This is a genomic window from Crateriforma conspicua, from assembly GCF_007752935.1.
Taxonomy (GTDB): Bacteria; Planctomycetota; Planctomycetia; order Pirellulales; family Pirellulaceae; genus Crateriforma; species Crateriforma conspicua.
The window spans coordinates 2,879,602-2,897,023 of record NZ_CP036319.1 but is presented as its reverse complement, the minus strand read 5'-3'; the positions used below and the strand labels follow the sequence as shown (position 1 = coordinate 2,897,023).

Sequence of the window (17,422 nt, the reverse complement as noted above, 5' to 3'; positions counted from 1 at the left end):
CTTTGACAACGCCTTGAGACGGACGGTCCGCGATCGACGACGAATCGTCTCCCCCGGTTGCCGTTTCCACGTGGGAGCGGAAAATGCCCCTCTGTGCCCGCCAACGATGCGATCTCCCTCGCCAAGCTTCTCTTGCCTCGGACCCACGCGATGACCGCCGAACTCGATCCGCAAAGCCCCGTCCACCTGGCAGTCGACCTGGGCGCCTCCAGCGGCCGTGTCATCGCGGGCGGCATGGCGGACGGCCCGTCGGGCGGCCAGAAACTGGTCATTCGCGAAATGCACCGGTTCGCCAACCACCCGGTCCGAGTCCACGATTCGCTGTACTGGAACGTCCTTTCGCTTTGGCAAAACATCCAAGACGGGCTGACGGGAGCCGCCAACGAATTTGATCAGGTTCGCAGCGTCGGCGTTGACACCTGGGGCGTGGATTTTGGCCTGATCGATCGCAACGACCAGATGACCGGACCGGTCCGGTGTTACCGCGATCCCCGAACCAATGGCATCTTGGACAAGGCATTTGATCGAGTCCCCCGGGAACAGATTTTCCAGGAAACGGGGCTGCAGTTCATGCAGATCAACACCCTGTTCCAATTGTTCGCTGCGACCGAGGCGGGCGAGACTTCGTTGGATGCCGCTCGATCGTTCCTGATGATGGGCGACCTGTTCCACTGGATGCTGACCGGCGAAAAGTCGATCGAAGTGACCAATGCTTCGACCACCCAGATGCTGGATCCGCGGACCAAGAAGTGGTGCGTGGACTTGCTGGACGGCTTTGGCATCCCGCATTCCTTCCTATGTGAACCGACCGAACCAGGTACGACGCTCGGCAACATCCTGCCGTCGGTCTCCAACATCACCGGACTGGTGGACGTCCCCGTCGTCGTCCCCGCGACCCACGACACCGCATCCGCGGTTGTTGCCGTCCCGGCCGACGGGTTCGCACCCCAGCGGCCCGATTGGTGCTACATCAGCTCGGGCACTTGGTCGCTGATGGGTTGTGAATTGCCCGCCCCCAAGGTCACGCCGCTCTGTGGCGAACTGAACTTCACCAACGAAGGCGGCGTTCGAAACAGCACACGGTTGCTGAAGAACATCGGCGGCCTGTGGGTGTTCCAACAGATTCGCCAAGCGATGGCGCGACGGGGCCACGATGTCCAGTGGGCCGAAATGGCCGCTCAGGCCGCCGACGCCAAACCGTTCGAACTGTTGATCGATCCCGACCACGGCGACTTCTTGGCACCGCCGGACATGATCGACGCCATCGAAGCATTCGCCGCCAAGACGGGTCAAAAGAAACCCGAATCACCCGCGACGTTGTACCGGGCCGCGCTGGAAGGTTTGGCCCTGCGGTATCGCGCGTGCTTGGCCATGCTGGAACAATTGACCGACAGCGAAATCAAAACCATTCACATTGTCGGCGGCGGTTCACAGAACGAATTGCTGTGCCAGATGACCGCCGACGCCTGTAACCGTCCGGTCGTCGCCGGCCCGGCCGAAGCCACCGCGATCGGCAACGTGGTGATGCAAATGCTGGGTACCGGGCAATTGAATTCGATCGAAGAAGCTCGTGTGTTGATCCGCGACAGCTTCGCCGCCAAACGTTTTGAACCGTCCGATGCATCGATTTGGGATGCACCGGCCGAACGTTTCAATCAATTGGCCGCCGAATCATAGGTCGTGTCTATCGCCAATCCTGGCACCAGTCTTTGGTCGTCAAACCGCTGCGGATCCGCCACTCACGCAGCTCCGCCAACAATCGTTGTTTGACTTCGGCCAGATTCGCATCGTTCCAGCGATTGTCCAGTTCGCCAGGGTCCGCTTGCAAGTCAAACAGTTGCCCGTCTGGTTCGTCCAGAAAGTGCACCAGTTTGTATTGTCGGTCACGGACCATCGTCATGAACTGACATCCGGTCAGCACCGCATCGCGTGCCTGTTCACAGTACACGTACGGTCGCCCGGAAAAATCATCGCAGTTGACCGCGGGCATCAATGATTCCGCTTCCAACGATTCCGGCACCTCGACACCCGCCCACTGCAGAATCGTCGGCCCCAAATCCATTTGTTGAACCAGCGATTCGATACGCCGGCCGCCGCGAATCCGATCCGGTGACCAGACGATCATCGGGACACGAGTGATCTGGTCATACATCGTCCACTTTTGACTCTGGCCGTGGTCGGTCAAGCAGTCGCCATGATCACTGGTGAAAATCAGAATGCTGTTTTCCAGGTACCCCGCCTTTTCAAGCGACTGCATGATCTGGCCGACCTTTTGGTCGATCATCGTAACATTGGCCAAATAATAGGCACGCTGGCGATGCCGTTGCTGTTGGCTCGGGTGCAACGGCATGACAACACTGTCGTGATCGATGTCGCGGTTGTGGACTCGCAATTCCTTCAGCGCCGGCGGCTGGTTTTCCAGTTCCTGGTCGCTGACGGGCAACAGCGGCAATTCCTTCTGCATGTAGGCCGCCGATGCCTCGGGAACCGGATCATAGGGTGGGTGAGGACCGGGGAATCCGATCTGCAGAAACAGCGGCTCGGTCTGGGGATACGTCTCGATCCACCACGACGCCATGTCGCCGACGAAGTTGTCCGGGTGCGTGTCGGCGGGCAATTCCCAATCAAACGCTCCCAGTGATTCGTCGTAATCGGCACGCTTGCGATAGATTTCGCGTTGCTGTTTGACCAGCCCGCGGGCACGCAAGGCCTTGTCCCATTCGTCAAAGTAATAGCGGCCTTCCAGATACCGGTCTTTGTTTTCAACGACAAAGCGTTCGTGAAAGCCCAGCTCGGTTTGATAGGGCCACGTGTGCATCTTGCCGATGTTCGTGCAGTGATAACCGGCGTCGTTCAGCGATTCGATCCAGCTGCGACGCCAGCGATCGGCGTTCTTCAAAATCCCCGTGGTGTGGGGAAAGTAGCCTTTGAACAAGCTGGCCCGGGCCGCCGCACAAGACGCCGCCGTGACGTGACACTGATCAAAGCTGACGCCTTCGCGAACCAACCGATCCAAATTCGGCGTGTCCATGTGGGGAAACCCCAGCTCGGCGATCGTGTCATACCGCTGCTGGTCGGTGATGATGAAGATGATGTTAGGTCGGTCCACGGTGGCGGTAGGCTCGCAAAATTGGCGGGTCGAAGCGTCACGGAAAAGGTCGCGGATTGTATCAAAACCACCTGCACCGCTGGGTCCATCGCCCTAACCGGCGGCGAAGAACGGCGTTGACAAACCTTGCCGCTTTTTTGCACAGCCGTGCGGCTGATGTGCAAGACAGTGCGGCGGTCGGTGACGATACTTCCCCCGCTGAATTCCGATCACGACAAACCCATTCCCCTTTCTTTCCAGCCGGCACTGACCACGACATGCAACGACGCGACTTCGTCAAACAATCCGCCGCCATCGCCGCATCCGTCACCATTCTTTCCCGATCATCGTCCGCCGCCGAAGCGGAACGGCCCGTCATCGGCCATGGCGATTATCGGTATCGCGTGATCAACGATTGGGCCAAAGTCAGCCCGCTGCGATACCCAATCCTGAACTGTCACGAAATGGTCCAAGACCGTGACGGTCAACTGATCATGGTGGGCGATCACCCGCACAACAACATCATGATTTTCGACAAGTCCGGCGAACTGCTCAGCACCTGGGGCACGATGTTCCCCGGCGGCCACGGATTGACGTTGGTGGACGAAGGCGACGAACAAAACCTGTTGGTCACCGATTCGGGCTGGACGCTGGACGCCAACGGTAAATCAATCCGCAACGCCGGTCGTGTGACCAAGACCACGCGTGACGGTCGCGTGATCTTTGACATCGGCCACCCACAGACGATCGGCCTGTATGAACCCGGTGACTTTTTCAATCCCACCGAAACCGCCGTCGCCGATAACGGTGACATCTATGTCGCCGACGGCTACGGCAAAGACTTCATCATCCAGTACAACTGGAAAGGCGAATACATTCGGCACTTCGGCGGACGCGACAACGACGATCCAAATCTGAACCTAAAAAACGCGCACGGCGTGGCCATCGATCGTCGTGATCCAAATCAGCCGCTGTTGGTTTGCACGTCACGTTCGGAATGCTGTTTCAAGTACTTCACGTTGGACGGCCAGTACGTCAAAACGGTTGCCCTGCCCAACATGCGAATCTGTCGTCCGGTTGTCGACGACACGAATATCTATGCCGGCGTTTGCTGGTCGACGCCCAAGGAGGGCGGTTCGGCTTGGAAAGGCCACACCGGTTTCATGATGATTCTGGACGGCGATAAAGTCGTGTCCAATCCCGGCGGCACCGAACCGGAATACCAGGACGGCAAACTGCAAAAGTCTTACCAGACCGACGACTGTCCTTTCATGCACGGCCACGACGTCTGCGTCGACGACGACAAGAACCTGTATGTCTGTCAGTGGAACGCAAACCACACAGCGCCGATCAAACTGGAACGCGTCTAGGTCGACGTTCACGGTTTTTCGACGCGTCCGCGCCAGGCGACTTGAATCCCCAGCAACGATTGCATCCAAGCGATCCATTGCAATAGGATGAAGACCAACACCGCGATCGGGTGCAAGATCACTCCCGTCCAGGATTGACGAAACACGATCGCGGCCATCGCTCGCGGATAGATCGACATCACGAACAGCCCGACGATCATGGCACCGATGGCCATGTCGACCGCAGGCAAAATGGGATCCGTGTTGCCCGAAGCCCAACCCCAGGCCCACCCCCAGGCATAGGCGACCAGCAAAAAGGTCGGTGCCACCGAAGCACCGATCAAAAGGATGCTGAACGGCACGATCAAACGCGGGCTGGCGATCCCCTCGGTCGCGTTCTTCAGGACACCCCGGAACACCTCCGCGGCGTTGTGGTACATGCGGCACCGGGCCAAATGAGTCCCATCGACCACGTCGGTCATCAATCCGGCGGTGCGATACGCCCGCGGCAGCTTCACGCCATCGTGACGCGATCCACGAATCGCTTCGTGCGTGCCCGCCGTCCGGTAAGCATCACGATCGGTCAGAAAGAATTGGCCACATCCGGCGGCAAAACCCGGCGAATCACTGGCCCGCATCCGAGCCATCGGCAGGTATCCCAGCAACACATAGTGCATCATCGGGATCAGCAACTTTTCCCAGAAAGTTCCGGTTTCCTGATGTGGGAACATCGACAACAACGCCACTCCGGTACGATCCATCCGGCGACTCAGGATCTCCAGTGCATCGGGTTGTAACCGCACATCGGCATCGATGAAAGCCATCCGGTCATGGCGGGCCGCTTGCGACAATTGCCAACAAGCGAATTGTTTGCCGTTCCAACCGTCGGGCAACGCCTTTCCCTGGCAATACACGACACGGTCGTCTTGGGATGCCAAACGCTGGACGATCTGGTCGGTACCGTCCGTCGAACCGTCGTCCATCACGACCACTTCCACTTCGACGTTCCGACTGGCCAGCGCCGCCTGCACGCAGGCCTCGATCCCCGCAGCCTCATCACGCGCGGGCACTAAGACTGAGACAGCCTTCCCCTGTTCGGATCCATCCAAACCAGAAATATCGGATGATCCCAGCATGAACAATCGCACGTTGACCGCAAACATCGCCGCGGGCAACGCCACCAGGGGCACCAGAATGATCGCAACGAGCAACCAGATCATGAAAACTGGTCCCCGTGCGTGGCTTTGTAACGTTTCCCCGTCAACATGCTCTTGGATCGCCGCAGCCAATCATACAGCCCGCCGGTGCCTTTCTTACCGGCCAGCAAATTCGTGAAGGGGCCACTGTCACGATCCACCACCAACCCGGCCAATCGATCCTGCGCCGATCGCATCGACTCGGTCAACCGCTGGTTCCACATCGCCTTGTCCCAGTCCGGATGCTGTGACACGTCCATCACTTGCCCGGCGGTCAGCAAGCACATCGGCAATCGCTCGTCCCAAAACGCGTACTCCATCACCAGCGGCAACACGACACCGGATGAAAGTCGCTGGCACAGATGTGATAACCCCGGCATCAACGCGGCGGTGTGATCACGCGGGTCGCAGAATCGTCCCTCCGGCGTCACCCACAACGCTCCATCACAATTGCCCTGGTCATCACGATGATGCAGAGCCAGTTGACTGGCTTTCAAGAAATCCGCCGCACCCGATTTGCTATTCAGCTGAACGCCAAAGAACCCCAGCTTTTTGAACACTTCGTACTGACGCAACGCATCGGCATCGATCGGAGCCCAAAATTGTCGACCGGGAAAGCTGACGCGATTGACGAAGTGGGCGATCAGCGGATCCCACCACGACGGATGGTTCGCGTAAACGATCAGCGGAACGTCCGAGGGAACATTCAACGCACCCCGCGTGTCCGATTCGATCGCGATCGCATGGAAGTGACGACGCAAATAGGGCTTCAAGAAACGATGAAACCCGTCCTGGAACCAACCCGGTATCGGCGGCAAGTGGTCGTCCCGATCCGATCGCGATTTCGTCATCGTGGGCTGTTCGCCGTCGTTCGAACGTTTCAAAGTCAGACGCCGACGCCGGTCGTTTGCAGTGATCCCGCGCGAGCGTCCTGGTCCAACGAATCCGCGGCGATCCAACCGCTCATCAAAACCATCGGCATCCCCGGCCCGGGATGCGCCGCACCGCCGGCCAGGTACAAGCCTTTCAAATCACGACGGCGATTGCCCGGCTTGAACGCCCCCAGGTATTTCCCATGACTCGCCAAACCATAGATCGCGCCGTTCAACACGCGATAACGGTGATGAATCCCCTCGGGGGTCAACGACGCTTCGTAACGAATCGCATCGCGAATGCCCGTCGCGCCGGCGGTCTTCTCCAGCTTGTCCAGGATCACTTCACGATACTCCGGCAGCATCTTTTTCCAATCGTGTCCGGGTCGCAGGTACGGCGTGTGGACCAGAATGTACAGCGCCTCGCCGCCCTCCGGTGCAACAGCCGGTTCGCTGACGGCGGGTGCACAAACATAGGCCGTGGGATCGGGTGCCGGTTCACCGCGACGATAGATGTAATCGAATTCCTCTTCCGCGTCTCTCGAGAACACAAAGTTGTGGTGCAAGAACTGGTCGAACCGGCGATCGAGTCCCAGGTACAGGACGACGCCGCTGCAGGCCGCTTCGTACTTGTTGCTCTTTTCAAAGGACTTGGATACCGGGGTATCTTTCAGCAATTCGCGGTACGTCCGCACCGCATCGCAATTGCTGACCACCGCATCGCAGGGGAACGTCTGGCCGTCGACGGTCACCACACCCGTGACACGATTGCCGTCTTGTTCGATCCGCATGACGTCGGTTTCGGTGTGTATTTCCACACCCAATTCCCCGGCCAGCTTTTCCAAGGCCTCGGGAACCGCTCGAGTGCCACCCATCGGGTACCAAATGCCTTCCTCGGTTTGCATGTGGGCGATTCCACACAACACCGCGGGCGACTGATAGGGCGACGAACCAACGTACTGGGTAAAGTGGTCCATCATCTGGGCGACACGATGATCGGGCACGTGTGAACGCACCACCGACGCCACACTTTTGCCCATCCGCAACGACATCACGTCTTTCAAAACCGCGGCGTTGAAAGCACCGCCGACTTCCATCGTGTCACGCAATCCGCCGACGCTGCGCCAGAAGAAAAAGCGGTCCGAAACGCCGTGCAGTTGCTGGCTCAACTGGATGAACTTCTCATATCCATTGCCGTTCTGATCACCACCGGTGAAATCACGTAGGTGATTCTTCATTTGGTCGATATTGGGGACCAAGTCCAAGACCGACGCAGGATGCCCGCCGGATTCATCGGCATCGAAGAAGCATCGCCACTGCGGATCCAGCGGGATCATGTCCAAGTAATCTTCCATCGCCCGATCGGCTTCGGAAAAGACCTTCTTCAGCACGCTGGGCAACGTCACGATCGTCGGCCCCATGTCGAAACGGTAGCCTTCGGCGCGATGCACCGCCGCCTTGCCGCCCACCCATTCGTTTTTCTCCAGCAAAACGACACTGTGACCACGAGCGGCCAATACGCAAGCCGATGACAAGCCGGCCAAACCGCCGCCGATCACGACAATACGACGCGATGGGGATTCCGATGCAATCATGGTTCTTCCTGAATCGAAAGCGTGAGTGAATGGTCGTGGGGGCGCGACGGCTGGAATCGCAAACGCCCCATCAGTTTACCGGCAAACCGGTGCAACAGGCATCGTCAACCGTCTTTGCGGTGGCCTAGCGACGACGGGCCGCAGCAACCACCCGCTTCAAACCTTGCCATTTTTGCCGCCAGCCTTTGCCGTGCGTCATCGCCAGCGAACCTGACAGCAAATCGGCATCGGATTGTTGGGGCGGTGACAAGTGCGGCGTCACCGATCCCTTTCGCCGGCTGATCACACGAACCGTCGTCATCGATAACAAGCCTTCCGGTCCTCGAGTCACGCCGTGACCGCTCGCACCCCGCCCGCCGAACGGCAACCTGGCGTCCGCCGTCGGTGCAATCAGATCGTTCACGACCACACTGCCCACGCTCAACCGGTCGGCCAATCGTCGCGCCTGATCATGGGGACCAAAGACCGATGCCGCCAGACGGTATGGGCAATCATTGACGCGTCGCACCACAGATTCCTCGTCGCCGCACCGATCAACCGTCATCACCGGCGCGAACACGTCGCTGTGGCCGATCCGACAATCATCTGGAACGTCGGTCAGGATCAAAGGATGCATCGAACGATCATTCCGAAGCCGCTGAAGATCGAACAAACCCAAAAAATCCCTCGCCCCGCGATCCAACGCTTCTTCGACCAACTCGACGACGGTGCCAAGCGCGCTGGGATGCACCACCAGCGGCTTGCCGGATGACAGCATCGGTGAAAGCCGCGTCGACAAATCCTTCCCCCCATCGGCACCGATCAGCAAACGTCGCGGCCCGATACAAGTCGCGCCCGCGTTGAACGTCAGACCGAAACGTACCGCCGAAGCAACACGGTCCAGGTCCGCCCCCGGCAAGACGACCATCGCATCACAGCCGCTCAGTTCCATGATCGACGGCGTCACGGTTTCGGCCAAAGCGTGCATCACGGTCCGCCCCGTCGCCACACCGCCGGTCAGCACCACCAAGTCGACGCCTTGATCGATCCGCCGCGTCGCCGCGTCGACGGTCGAATCCAGGATCGACAAGCAATCCGTGGGGACGCCGGCGTCAAAAAAGCAATCCGCCAAGATCCGTGTCGCGGACTCACAGCCCGGCGCGGGCTTGACCCAAACACGGTTCCCCGCGGCCAGCGCTTGGGCCAACTGCACTCCGGGCAACAGCAACGGATAATTCCAAGCCGCCAAGATCAGCACATCACCCCACGGCACCCGCTGGACTCGGCTTTGGACGCCCCACAACCAGACGGCTCGACCGCGGGTCCCGACCCGCCGATCGGCCAAAATTTTGGGTCCCTGATCGGCGATGAACTTCAACGCGTCGCACAACGGAATCAGCTCCGCAGCGACCGTTTCGCTGTCCACCGTTCGCTGTGCACTACGACAAGCGTCGACCAACGCATCAACCCGCCGCACCACCTGATGCCGCGCCGCCCCCACCACCCGACATCGCAATTTCCGATCAGTCTGAAACACAGCAACCCTAAAAGGGGACGGGGGTCTTTTTTCGCCGAGGCCGGCTTGAGGAACGTTCTAGCCTTCGGAATGAAACACGACCAACCGTGGTTGATCGGTGACACCGACATCGATCGAACGGCGACGATCGTCGGGCAAGCGACCTTTGTCGACAACCTGACCGGTCTTCAAGTCGTAAACACGATACGCGTTTGGCACCTCCGTCGAAACGATCGCCGTTCTGCCACCGGTGGGCAGATACAGCACAAAAAGCTTGTCGGGAATCAACAAGCCTCGACGACCGTACGTGCAGGTCCAGTCCGGTTGCATGCCACGAATCGGATACTGGTTCATGATCTTTGCCAGCACGCCGGGATATCGCGAGCCCTCGAATTCCAATGCTTCTTCCCAACCCGCTCCCGGAGCGGTGCACCAAACTTCGTGGCCGGGTTCGTCGGGATGAAGCACCCAATTCCACAGACTCGCCGCCCCGTACACCACCCCCATCGTTCCACCGGCGGTGACGTTACAGATCGCTTCGTGACCCTGCCACCACCCCGCACCTTTGCCGGTTTCGCCGATGTTCTCGTAAGTCGGTTCGCCATTGGCGACGGCTTTGACGGGCAAGTTTCGCCACATGTCGGCAACACGTTCCGGCACATGTTCGCCGTTGTGTCCCGTTTGGCACCACTGAAAATCCAGCCACGTCTTGTCTTGATGGGTTCGGTTCCAAGCATGAGGCGAGTAGTGGATGCCCGTCGGTTGCCGGTACGCATCCCAACGTTCGATTTCTTGCCCCGACTGGTCCAATTGTTCGACGACGGTCGGATTGACCGCCGGCCCGTCTCCACCGATCAACCAGATCGCTGGTCGAGCACCGTAGCGTGCCACCAAGTAACGACAGTACCGGGCATAATCATCCGCGCTGACTTTGTTACCCGCGGTCCCGCCGCCTTTCCATCCATAGCCATGAAACACAGGCTGATAGACGGGCGCGATGCCACGTTGGACCAGGGCATCCACCAGAGAATCAAAGTACTGAAAATACTCTGCGTTCAACTCACGCAATTGCCCCTTCGGCAAGTCTTCGAATCCCACAGCGAAACCTTTATCTTCGGTGCGAGATCGAGGTCCCGTCGTATTGGAATCCGGCATCACGGTCATCAGCAGTGCGGCGTTGAACCCTTTCTCCGCTCGGTCATCGGCATAACGAACGGCTTGATCAACCGTGGCACGCCAGGGAAGCGCCCACGCAGTATCCGCACACAGAAAGCACGACTTGCCATCGGAGTGCACCAAGTTCCGTTCCCCTGCAGGGATCGACCAGAAACCATGCCGCTGGAAAATCGTTTCAGCCACTCCGGTCGGTCGAGCAGTCAGTTCACCGGAAAGGTCATGCAGACCATCATCAACCGGACCGCTGCCCGACGTCCACTTCCAAGTCCCCGACGACTTGGTGGAAGCGAATCGCACCCGAAAAGTTTGACCGCCATCCCAGAACATCGGACGGCGGATCTTCGTCCCGTCGTCATGCACAAAGTCCACCCAGGCTTTGCAATCAATGTAGGCGTTGTCGTAGCGACCAGTCGCTGAAAACTCGATCTCGCATTCCTGCCACTGCGGTGCATCCTTCGCGGCACTAACGACCGACATGGCGTCAGCCACACCGCACGTACAAACACACACCAGAAACACCGACGCCAACGCCGGTCGGATTTGTAAAACTCGATTCATCACAAAAGGCCCTTACCTTCAATCAATTCAACTAGCGGCAAATTCCAAGCGGCGAAATTCATCACACTGGGTCAATTCACGATTCCCCGTCGCGATTTGTTCGCCGGCCGAAAGCCCCACCAAATAGCCCATATGCAAATTGCCTGGGCACGTCTTTCTCACACAATTAATCGATTCACAGAAAACGCCTTTCGTTTTGCCACGAACCGACACCCGATCACTTGAGCATCAATTCTTCGATCATTTGAATCAGACGATCGGGACGTCCTTTGATCGACACGTATTGATGCTGATGATTGGCACCAGGGTACCATTCGTTGTGACCGTCGGAATCAACGACGACTCTTCCCTTCGCGCTGACTTTCCACAGCGATGGTTCAGGGCCACGAACCGCGATCAACACGGCGGCCTGGTCATGAGCGGGCTTTCCATGATCGATGGCAAACTGGCCCAAGTACGGCCGCACTTCGAATGCCCGTCGGACCGGATTGTTGGATGCGGCCCGTTTCAGACCTGCACCACAATGCAACGCCGCCCCCACTTCGAAACCCTGCCAAACAATCGGCCCTGGCCAATCGTTGACGACGGCCACGGATGCGGGCGGATCGAGTAGCACATTGGTTTCCGGCTTGGCCGACCGAGGAAACGCCCCACCCATGATGACCGTCTGCCGAACCTTCTTTCTGATCAACTCAGCCCCAGAAAGCCGACTGTGTTTGTCCGCCGACGAATTCAAAAGGTCTTGCAAATTACTTAGCGCGCCGACGCTGCAAATGACCACCGACTGGTCGCCCGCCGATGCAAGCGTTCTTCGGTAAACGTCGATAGCGTCGGGAAGTTCCGCATCGACGGGGCTATCATGGGCGAACTCTTTCGCCAAAACAGGCGTGTAAGAACTTCCGCCCTTCCACTTCGCCCTGGCACCATCTTTGTCGGTCCCAATCGGGACGTCGGGGCGGCCATAGAAAGTGTTGATGACATCGCAGGCGGCACCGGAAAGTCCCGCTGGGTCTTTGCGGTTGGTCACCACGGCCAAGATTTCCGCTTCGCCTCGATCGGCCAAGGCATTCAGGACCGCCAGCGCCCCCGCATCGTCGCAATCACCGGCCATGTCGGTGTCGAAAATGACGGAAACCGGTTCAGCCGCCTGCAGCGTCACCGCAAGCCAAAACGCTGACGCTATCAATAACAGACCCATCGAAAGACGCCGAAGGATTCTCATGCGGTGCACCAATGAAACTCATCTGGTTACGGTTAATCTGGTTCAATCGCGGGCAAGTATAACGCAGGCACCGGCGCGACACCGCTCGGCCGATACGATGAACATTTCCCTGCACTGATCGGCTGACTTGTAGACTGATTTCCTTGGACATCGCTTGCGGCTTTGCACTGGATGCCGACCACTTCGCGAAAGTGATGAACGACAGCACAGTTGTCGCACCCACCGCGTGGACGCGATCGCCGGCCGTCGCTTAACTTGTCCGTTGTCCCCACCGAATCAATCCACGCATCTCCCACGGAGCCTTCCCCAATCATGCGTTTCCTGACCGCCCTGTTGTTGCTGACCTTGTCCGCCACCGATGTCTCCGCCGAACCTTGGAAACTTGTCTGGTCCGATGAATTTGACGTCGACGGTTTACCGGATGAATCCAAGTGGGGATACGAAGTCGGTTTTATTCGCAACGAAGAAGCTCAATACTACACCCAGGCCCGGCCGGAAAACGCTCGCGTGAAAGACGGCGTTTTGATCATTGAAGGGCGGAAAGAAGAGTACGCCAATCCTGACTATCAACCAAATTCCAGAAGTTGGCAGAAGAATCGATCCCACGCCCAGTACACAGCCGCCAGCGTGGTGACGCGACACAAAGCAAATTGGACCTACGGCCGTATCGAAGTCCGCGCCAAGCTTCCTCAGGGCACCGGCGTGTGGCCGGCGATCTGGATGCTGGGCAGCAACCGATCCGAACTCGGTTGGCCTCGCTGTGGCGAAATCGACATCATGGAATTTGTGGGCAAAGAACCCCAGCACGTCCACGGCAACGCCCATTTCTCAGTTGACGGACAACACCGTTCGGATCACGGCAAATTGGAAACGGCCGAACCGTACGCCGATTTCCATGTTTACGCGATCGAGTGGGACGAGGACCACATTCACTTCTTCTTTGACGACACACAGTATCACACCTTCCGAATCGACAAAGCTGGCAAGGGCGCGGACAATCCGTTCCGCAAGCCTCAATACTTGCTGATCAACCTGGCCTTGGGTGGCACTTGGGGCGGCAAGATCGACGACAGTATCTTTCCCCAGCAATACCTGATCGACTACGTCCGCGTCTATCAACGCGAAGAGTAGTCGCGAACGCGAAACCACGACGCCAAGAACGTCCGCCAGTCCAAAACCGGACCGTAAAGGGGACGGGGGTCTTTTTTGGGTTGCGTTGCCCGTGAACGGGGTTGGTGGTTCGATGCAATGCGAATGTTTTGTGGGTATTCGGAGAGTGGAGGGGCAGGCTTTGGAGTACGGAACGCTGCTTTCGCGGAGCGAAAGGCGACTTTAAACGACCAAAGGGGACCGGGGTCTTTTCCGGGTTGCGTCGCAGGCGAACGGGGTTGGTGGTTCGATGCAATGCGATTGTTTTGTGGGTATTCTGCGAGTGCAGGGGCAGGCTTTGGAGTACGGGACGCTGCTTTCGCGGAGCGAAAGGCGACGATGAAGCGGGTTGCATGCTTCGAGCTAGGATGGACTTAGCCCTGGGTGGCCAACGATTGAGGGTTCGATTCCATTCGCAAGTTGGTGTTGCGCACGATTTCGTTTAAGAACACCCTGCGTATCGCGTCGTAACCACGTGTGTTGGGGTCTTCGATGTTGTCCCAAAACCAATAGTGTGGATCGGAGGCGTCATAGGTTGACCTCCAAAACTGACGACAGTGTGATCCGTGCCCCAAAAAGGTTTTGTGCATCGGAACCAAATGCACGGACGCCAGACGATCCGCCGCGCGGTGGATGACTTCGTTGTACCGCGAATGAATTTCTAGCCCGTCTGGCCACGCGGGTAGAAAGACACTGGCGCCGTCGCCCACGCCGTCGGTCGGATCATAGATGTCGGCCAGGTAGATCTCGCATCCGCCGGGAAAGCGATCGATCGTCCGCTGAAGCATTTGATTCAAACGTGCTTCGAAGCGGTCGATCCACGGCAACGCCTGCTGCAACGTGGATCCAAACATGGCGGCTTCCCTTGGCGGCAAGCGACCATAGCTGTGAATCAAGTCGTTGCCCCCGGTGGTCATGACCACCAAACCGAAGACATCGTCGGGATAAGATGGCAAGTCGTTTTCGATGACATCCAGATGCATCGGAGACGTGCTACCGGAAACGGCCAAATTCGTGGCCTGCAAGTTGGGCAACACGGCCGAAAGGCATTTGCCACGCATATCCGACCATTCGTCCGGCGGATTTTCGATCAGCCGTCGAAAATAGCTGTGTGCCGTCGTCCGCGCGCCCAAGCCTCGCGTGACACTGTCACCGATTCCGACAAGCTGAACCGGTCTATCGGTCCACACGGTATCAAAAGGGGCATCGGCAACTTTTGGACCGGCGGGCCCATCGCCGACTGGTCGTCGCAACCAAAACTCAATTGTCGCAACCATGGCCGCGACAACCACCATTCCGGTGACCACCGCAACAAGCGTTCTTTTGGTCATCGCATCCCCCCACTAACAAAGCCTTGCTTTCGGTCGACCGAAGATCCAAGGGGCTCAGTCTACCACGCCGGCTTGTCCCACCGTCGTCCCAGAGGAGAAGACGGGGGCCTTTGCGGGAGATGGAATGCAGGTCGCTGCTTTCGTGGAGCGAAAGCAGACGATTCTTATCGGATGTTTTAGCGGGCCATGGCGGCCGAACGTGATTGGCGTTTACGTCCGCTGGTGCTGCCACTGCGATCGCGACGACGGTTCTGTCGGGCTTGGCCGCCGGACCGATTTCCGGATCGGCTGGACCTCGCCGGTTTACCAGCGTCCGCCGATGCGCCGTCATGGCGGAACTTCGCATCCGGATTCTCGATGTCGATTTTTCGGCCGATCAGTTTTTCGATCGACCGCAGTTCATCAATTTCATCCGCTGTGCAAAAGGAAATCGCGATGCCATCACATCCGGCGCGTCCTGTTCGGCCGATCCGGTGGACGTAGCTTTCGGCTTCGACCGGCATGTCAAAGTTGATGACGTGTGACACGCCCGCGATGTCGATCCCACGCGCGGCGACATCGGTTGCCACCAACACGGAAATCTTCTTGTCACGAAACGCGTCCAACGCACGCTGTCGGGCCGATTGTGATTTGTTGCCGTGAATCGCAGCGGCAACGACACCTTGGCGATCGAGCTTTCGCACCAAAGCGTTGGCACCATGCTTGGTTCGGGTGAACACGATGGCCCGATCCATGTTCGGTTCGGTCAGCCGGCGGTGAAGGCAATCCAGTTTTTCTTCACGCCGGACGTAACGAATCGACTGGCGGATCAGGTCGACGCTTTTGGTCTTTGGCGTGACGTCGATGGACACCGGATTGAACAGCAATTCGCCGGCAAGCGATTGAATTTTGGGCGGCATGGTCGCGGAGAAAAACAGCGACTGGCGGTTCTTGGGCAGGTCGGCAATGATCTTTTTCAAGGCCGGCAAGAATCCCATGTCCAACATCCGGTCGGCTTCATCCAACACAAAGATCTCCACACCGCTGAGGTCGATGTGGCCCTGGTTCATCAAGTCCAGCAAGCGGCCTGGCGTGGCGACCAAAACATCCACCCCGCGTCGCACTTGTTTGACTTGGGGAACCTGATTGACGCCCCCATGGATTACGGCAAGCCGGATTCTCAGGTGCTTGGCGTAGTCACGAAAGCTGTCGCCGATCTGGATCGCCAATTCGCGTGTCGGTGCCAGCACCAGCGTCGTCGGCTGGTTCGGAATGATTTCGGGCCGGTCGTTTTCCAGATAGTCCAGGATTGGCAACGCGAAAGCGGCCGTCTTTCCGGTTCCGGTTTGTGCGCATCCCAAGACGTCTTGGCCGGCGACCGCAGGAGGAATCGCTTGGGCTTGCACCGGAGTGGGCGTCTCGTAGCCCAGCGATTTCAGTGCTTTTTGGATCGGGGGCGCGAGTTGGATCGAATCGAATTTGTTCATGTCTTTTTTGTTTGCTTGCTTCGGTCGCCGGAAGGGTCCGCGTTGCGGTTTGCGACCACTGCTTGATCGTGGATTTGTGGATCGGTCCGACTTCGATTGCGGACCGGGCCCTGATTTGTGGATTGGTTGCGACGCTGGACAAACCACTTGGGCTTGCGGCGAATGCATGTGGGTGACGCCGAAGCGGACCGAACGCCTGAGCGATCAATCACAAAAAACCAATTTCGGCGCGTTGTTTTGGACCAACAAGAAGGTTCCAAAACCGTTGCGTTTCCCATCAACGCGAGTCGCAGTCCGAACCGGTCCAGATGACCGAATCATCAACAGCAGACGGTGAATTCTCCGTTCACCAGGTCGAGAAACCGAGAGTGATTCCCGGCGATTTATCTCGCGATCGGACCGCTCCAGAACCATCCGGCTCTGTGTCTTATTCAACCCGATCGACGTCGAAAAGCAGCATCCGTCTGCTTGTTCGTACGGTGCAAGGGTACAACTGTCCGCCGAAAAAGCCAACGCCGAACCGGAGAAATCCGAAAACTTCATCAAATTCCAAGTCGCACGATCCACCGCCGCCAAGCAACCGCTGACACGAAAAACCACGGGGGACAGCCAGTCGTTTGAAGCTGAAAGACAACAATCTTCGGATTATGGGTCGACACCGCACCCGAATCAGGCGATAGTCCAAAAGGCGATTGCTGAATTCGTTTGATGCACAACGCGTGCAAGTCTGCGGCGATCGCCCACAGGAAGTCGAGAGAGATTTGGAAAAGTAGTTTCGGACAAGTTGTTGTAACGGTTGAGTTGGATTTTCGTCCGGACCGAGATTTAGTTTCGCTCTCTGATTGATCCCTTCTTCGATTGTTCCGGCGTTTCATGGCTGGAATGGAACTTGGTGCGACGCACCGATCTGATGGTCACGGGTCAT

At 58.2% G+C, this 17,422-nt stretch carries 13 protein-coding genes; 3 read left to right on the top strand and 10 right to left on the bottom strand.

Annotated features, from left to right (window positions below; all coding sequences use genetic code 11):
- Window positions 1-150: 150 nt before the first annotated feature.
- Window positions 151-1,677 carry a rhamnulokinase gene (locus Mal65_RS11035; protein ID WP_145297222.1) on the top strand — a complete coding sequence of 509 codons (1,527 nt, stop codon included), beginning with the start codon at window positions 151-153 and terminating at the stop codon, window positions 1,675-1,677.
- A gap of 7 nt (window positions 1,678-1,684) precedes the next feature.
- On the opposite strand, the gene Mal65_RS11030 is transcribed toward Mal65_RS11035, so the two are convergent.
- Entirely contained in the window at window positions 1,685-3,109 is a 1,425-nt protein-coding gene (locus tag Mal65_RS11030; RefSeq protein WP_231131342.1) for a sulfatase family protein, read from the bottom strand.
- Between the two features lie 257 nt (window positions 3,110-3,366).
- Between Mal65_RS11030 and Mal65_RS11025 the strand changes: the two genes are divergently transcribed.
- Window positions 3,367-4,458, top strand: a complete 1,092-nt coding sequence (locus Mal65_RS11025; RefSeq protein ID WP_145297218.1) for a twin-arginine translocation signal domain-containing protein — start codon at window positions 3,367-3,369, stop codon at window positions 4,456-4,458.
- Window positions 4,459-4,466: 8 nt separating this feature from the next.
- On the opposite strand, the gene Mal65_RS11020 is transcribed toward Mal65_RS11025, so the two are convergent.
- From Mal65_RS11020 to Mal65_RS10995, 7 genes are all read right to left on the bottom strand, one after another.
- Entirely contained in the window at window positions 4,467-5,657 is a 1,191-nt protein-coding gene (locus tag Mal65_RS11020; protein WP_145297215.1) for a glycosyltransferase family 2 protein, read from the bottom strand.
- Complete coding sequence (locus Mal65_RS11015) at window positions 5,654-6,484, bottom strand: lysophospholipid acyltransferase family protein (protein ID WP_145297213.1); 831 nt, start codon at window positions 6,482-6,484, stop codon at window positions 5,654-5,656. The genes Mal65_RS11020 and Mal65_RS11015 overlap by 4 nt, the downstream gene beginning before the upstream one ends.
- 35 nt (window positions 6,485-6,519) lie before the next feature.
- The gene (locus Mal65_RS11010) at window positions 6,520-8,100 is read right to left on the bottom strand and encodes a phytoene desaturase family protein (protein WP_145297210.1); all 1,581 of its coding nucleotides are present in this window, start codon (window positions 8,098-8,100) and stop codon (window positions 6,520-6,522) included.
- 124 nt (window positions 8,101-8,224) lie between these two features.
- Window positions 8,225-9,616: an aldehyde dehydrogenase family protein gene (locus Mal65_RS11005; protein ID WP_196784757.1), complete on the bottom strand. Its 1,392-nt coding sequence runs from the start codon at window positions 9,614-9,616 to the stop codon at window positions 8,225-8,227.
- A gap of 57 nt (window positions 9,617-9,673) precedes the next feature.
- Entirely contained in the window at window positions 9,674-11,329 is a 1,656-nt protein-coding gene (locus Mal65_RS11000) for a glycoside hydrolase family 140 protein (RefSeq protein WP_145297207.1), read from the bottom strand.
- Window positions 11,330-11,356: 27 nt separating this feature from the next.
- Complete coding sequence (locus Mal65_RS27310) at window positions 11,357-11,491, bottom strand: hypothetical protein (RefSeq protein WP_261343540.1); 135 nt, start codon at window positions 11,489-11,491, stop codon at window positions 11,357-11,359.
- A gap of 55 nt (window positions 11,492-11,546) precedes the next feature.
- The gene (locus tag Mal65_RS10995; protein WP_231131341.1) at window positions 11,547-12,527 is read right to left on the bottom strand and encodes a nucleoside hydrolase; all 981 of its coding nucleotides are present in this window, start codon (window positions 12,525-12,527) and stop codon (window positions 11,547-11,549) included.
- 336 nt (window positions 12,528-12,863) lie between these two features.
- Between Mal65_RS10995 and Mal65_RS10990 the strand changes: the two genes are divergently transcribed.
- A complete protein-coding gene (locus tag Mal65_RS10990) occupies window positions 12,864-13,682 on the top strand; it encodes a glycoside hydrolase family 16 protein (RefSeq protein WP_145297201.1) in 819 nt (272 codons plus the stop codon).
- Window positions 13,683-14,074: 392 nt separating this feature from the next.
- On the opposite strand, the gene Mal65_RS10985 is transcribed toward Mal65_RS10990, so the two are convergent.
- Both Mal65_RS10985 and Mal65_RS10980 read right to left on the bottom strand, forming a co-directional pair.
- Window positions 14,075-14,890 carry an SGNH/GDSL hydrolase family protein gene (locus Mal65_RS10985; RefSeq protein WP_196784756.1) on the bottom strand — a complete coding sequence of 272 codons (816 nt, stop codon included), beginning with the start codon at window positions 14,888-14,890 and terminating at the stop codon, window positions 14,075-14,077.
- Between the two features lie 317 nt (window positions 14,891-15,207).
- Window positions 15,208-16,497 (bottom strand): DEAD/DEAH box helicase, encoded by a 1,290-nt coding sequence (locus Mal65_RS10980; RefSeq protein WP_145297195.1) that lies wholly within the window; start codon window positions 16,495-16,497, stop codon window positions 15,208-15,210.
- Between the last annotated feature and the right edge of the window lie 925 nt (window positions 16,498-17,422).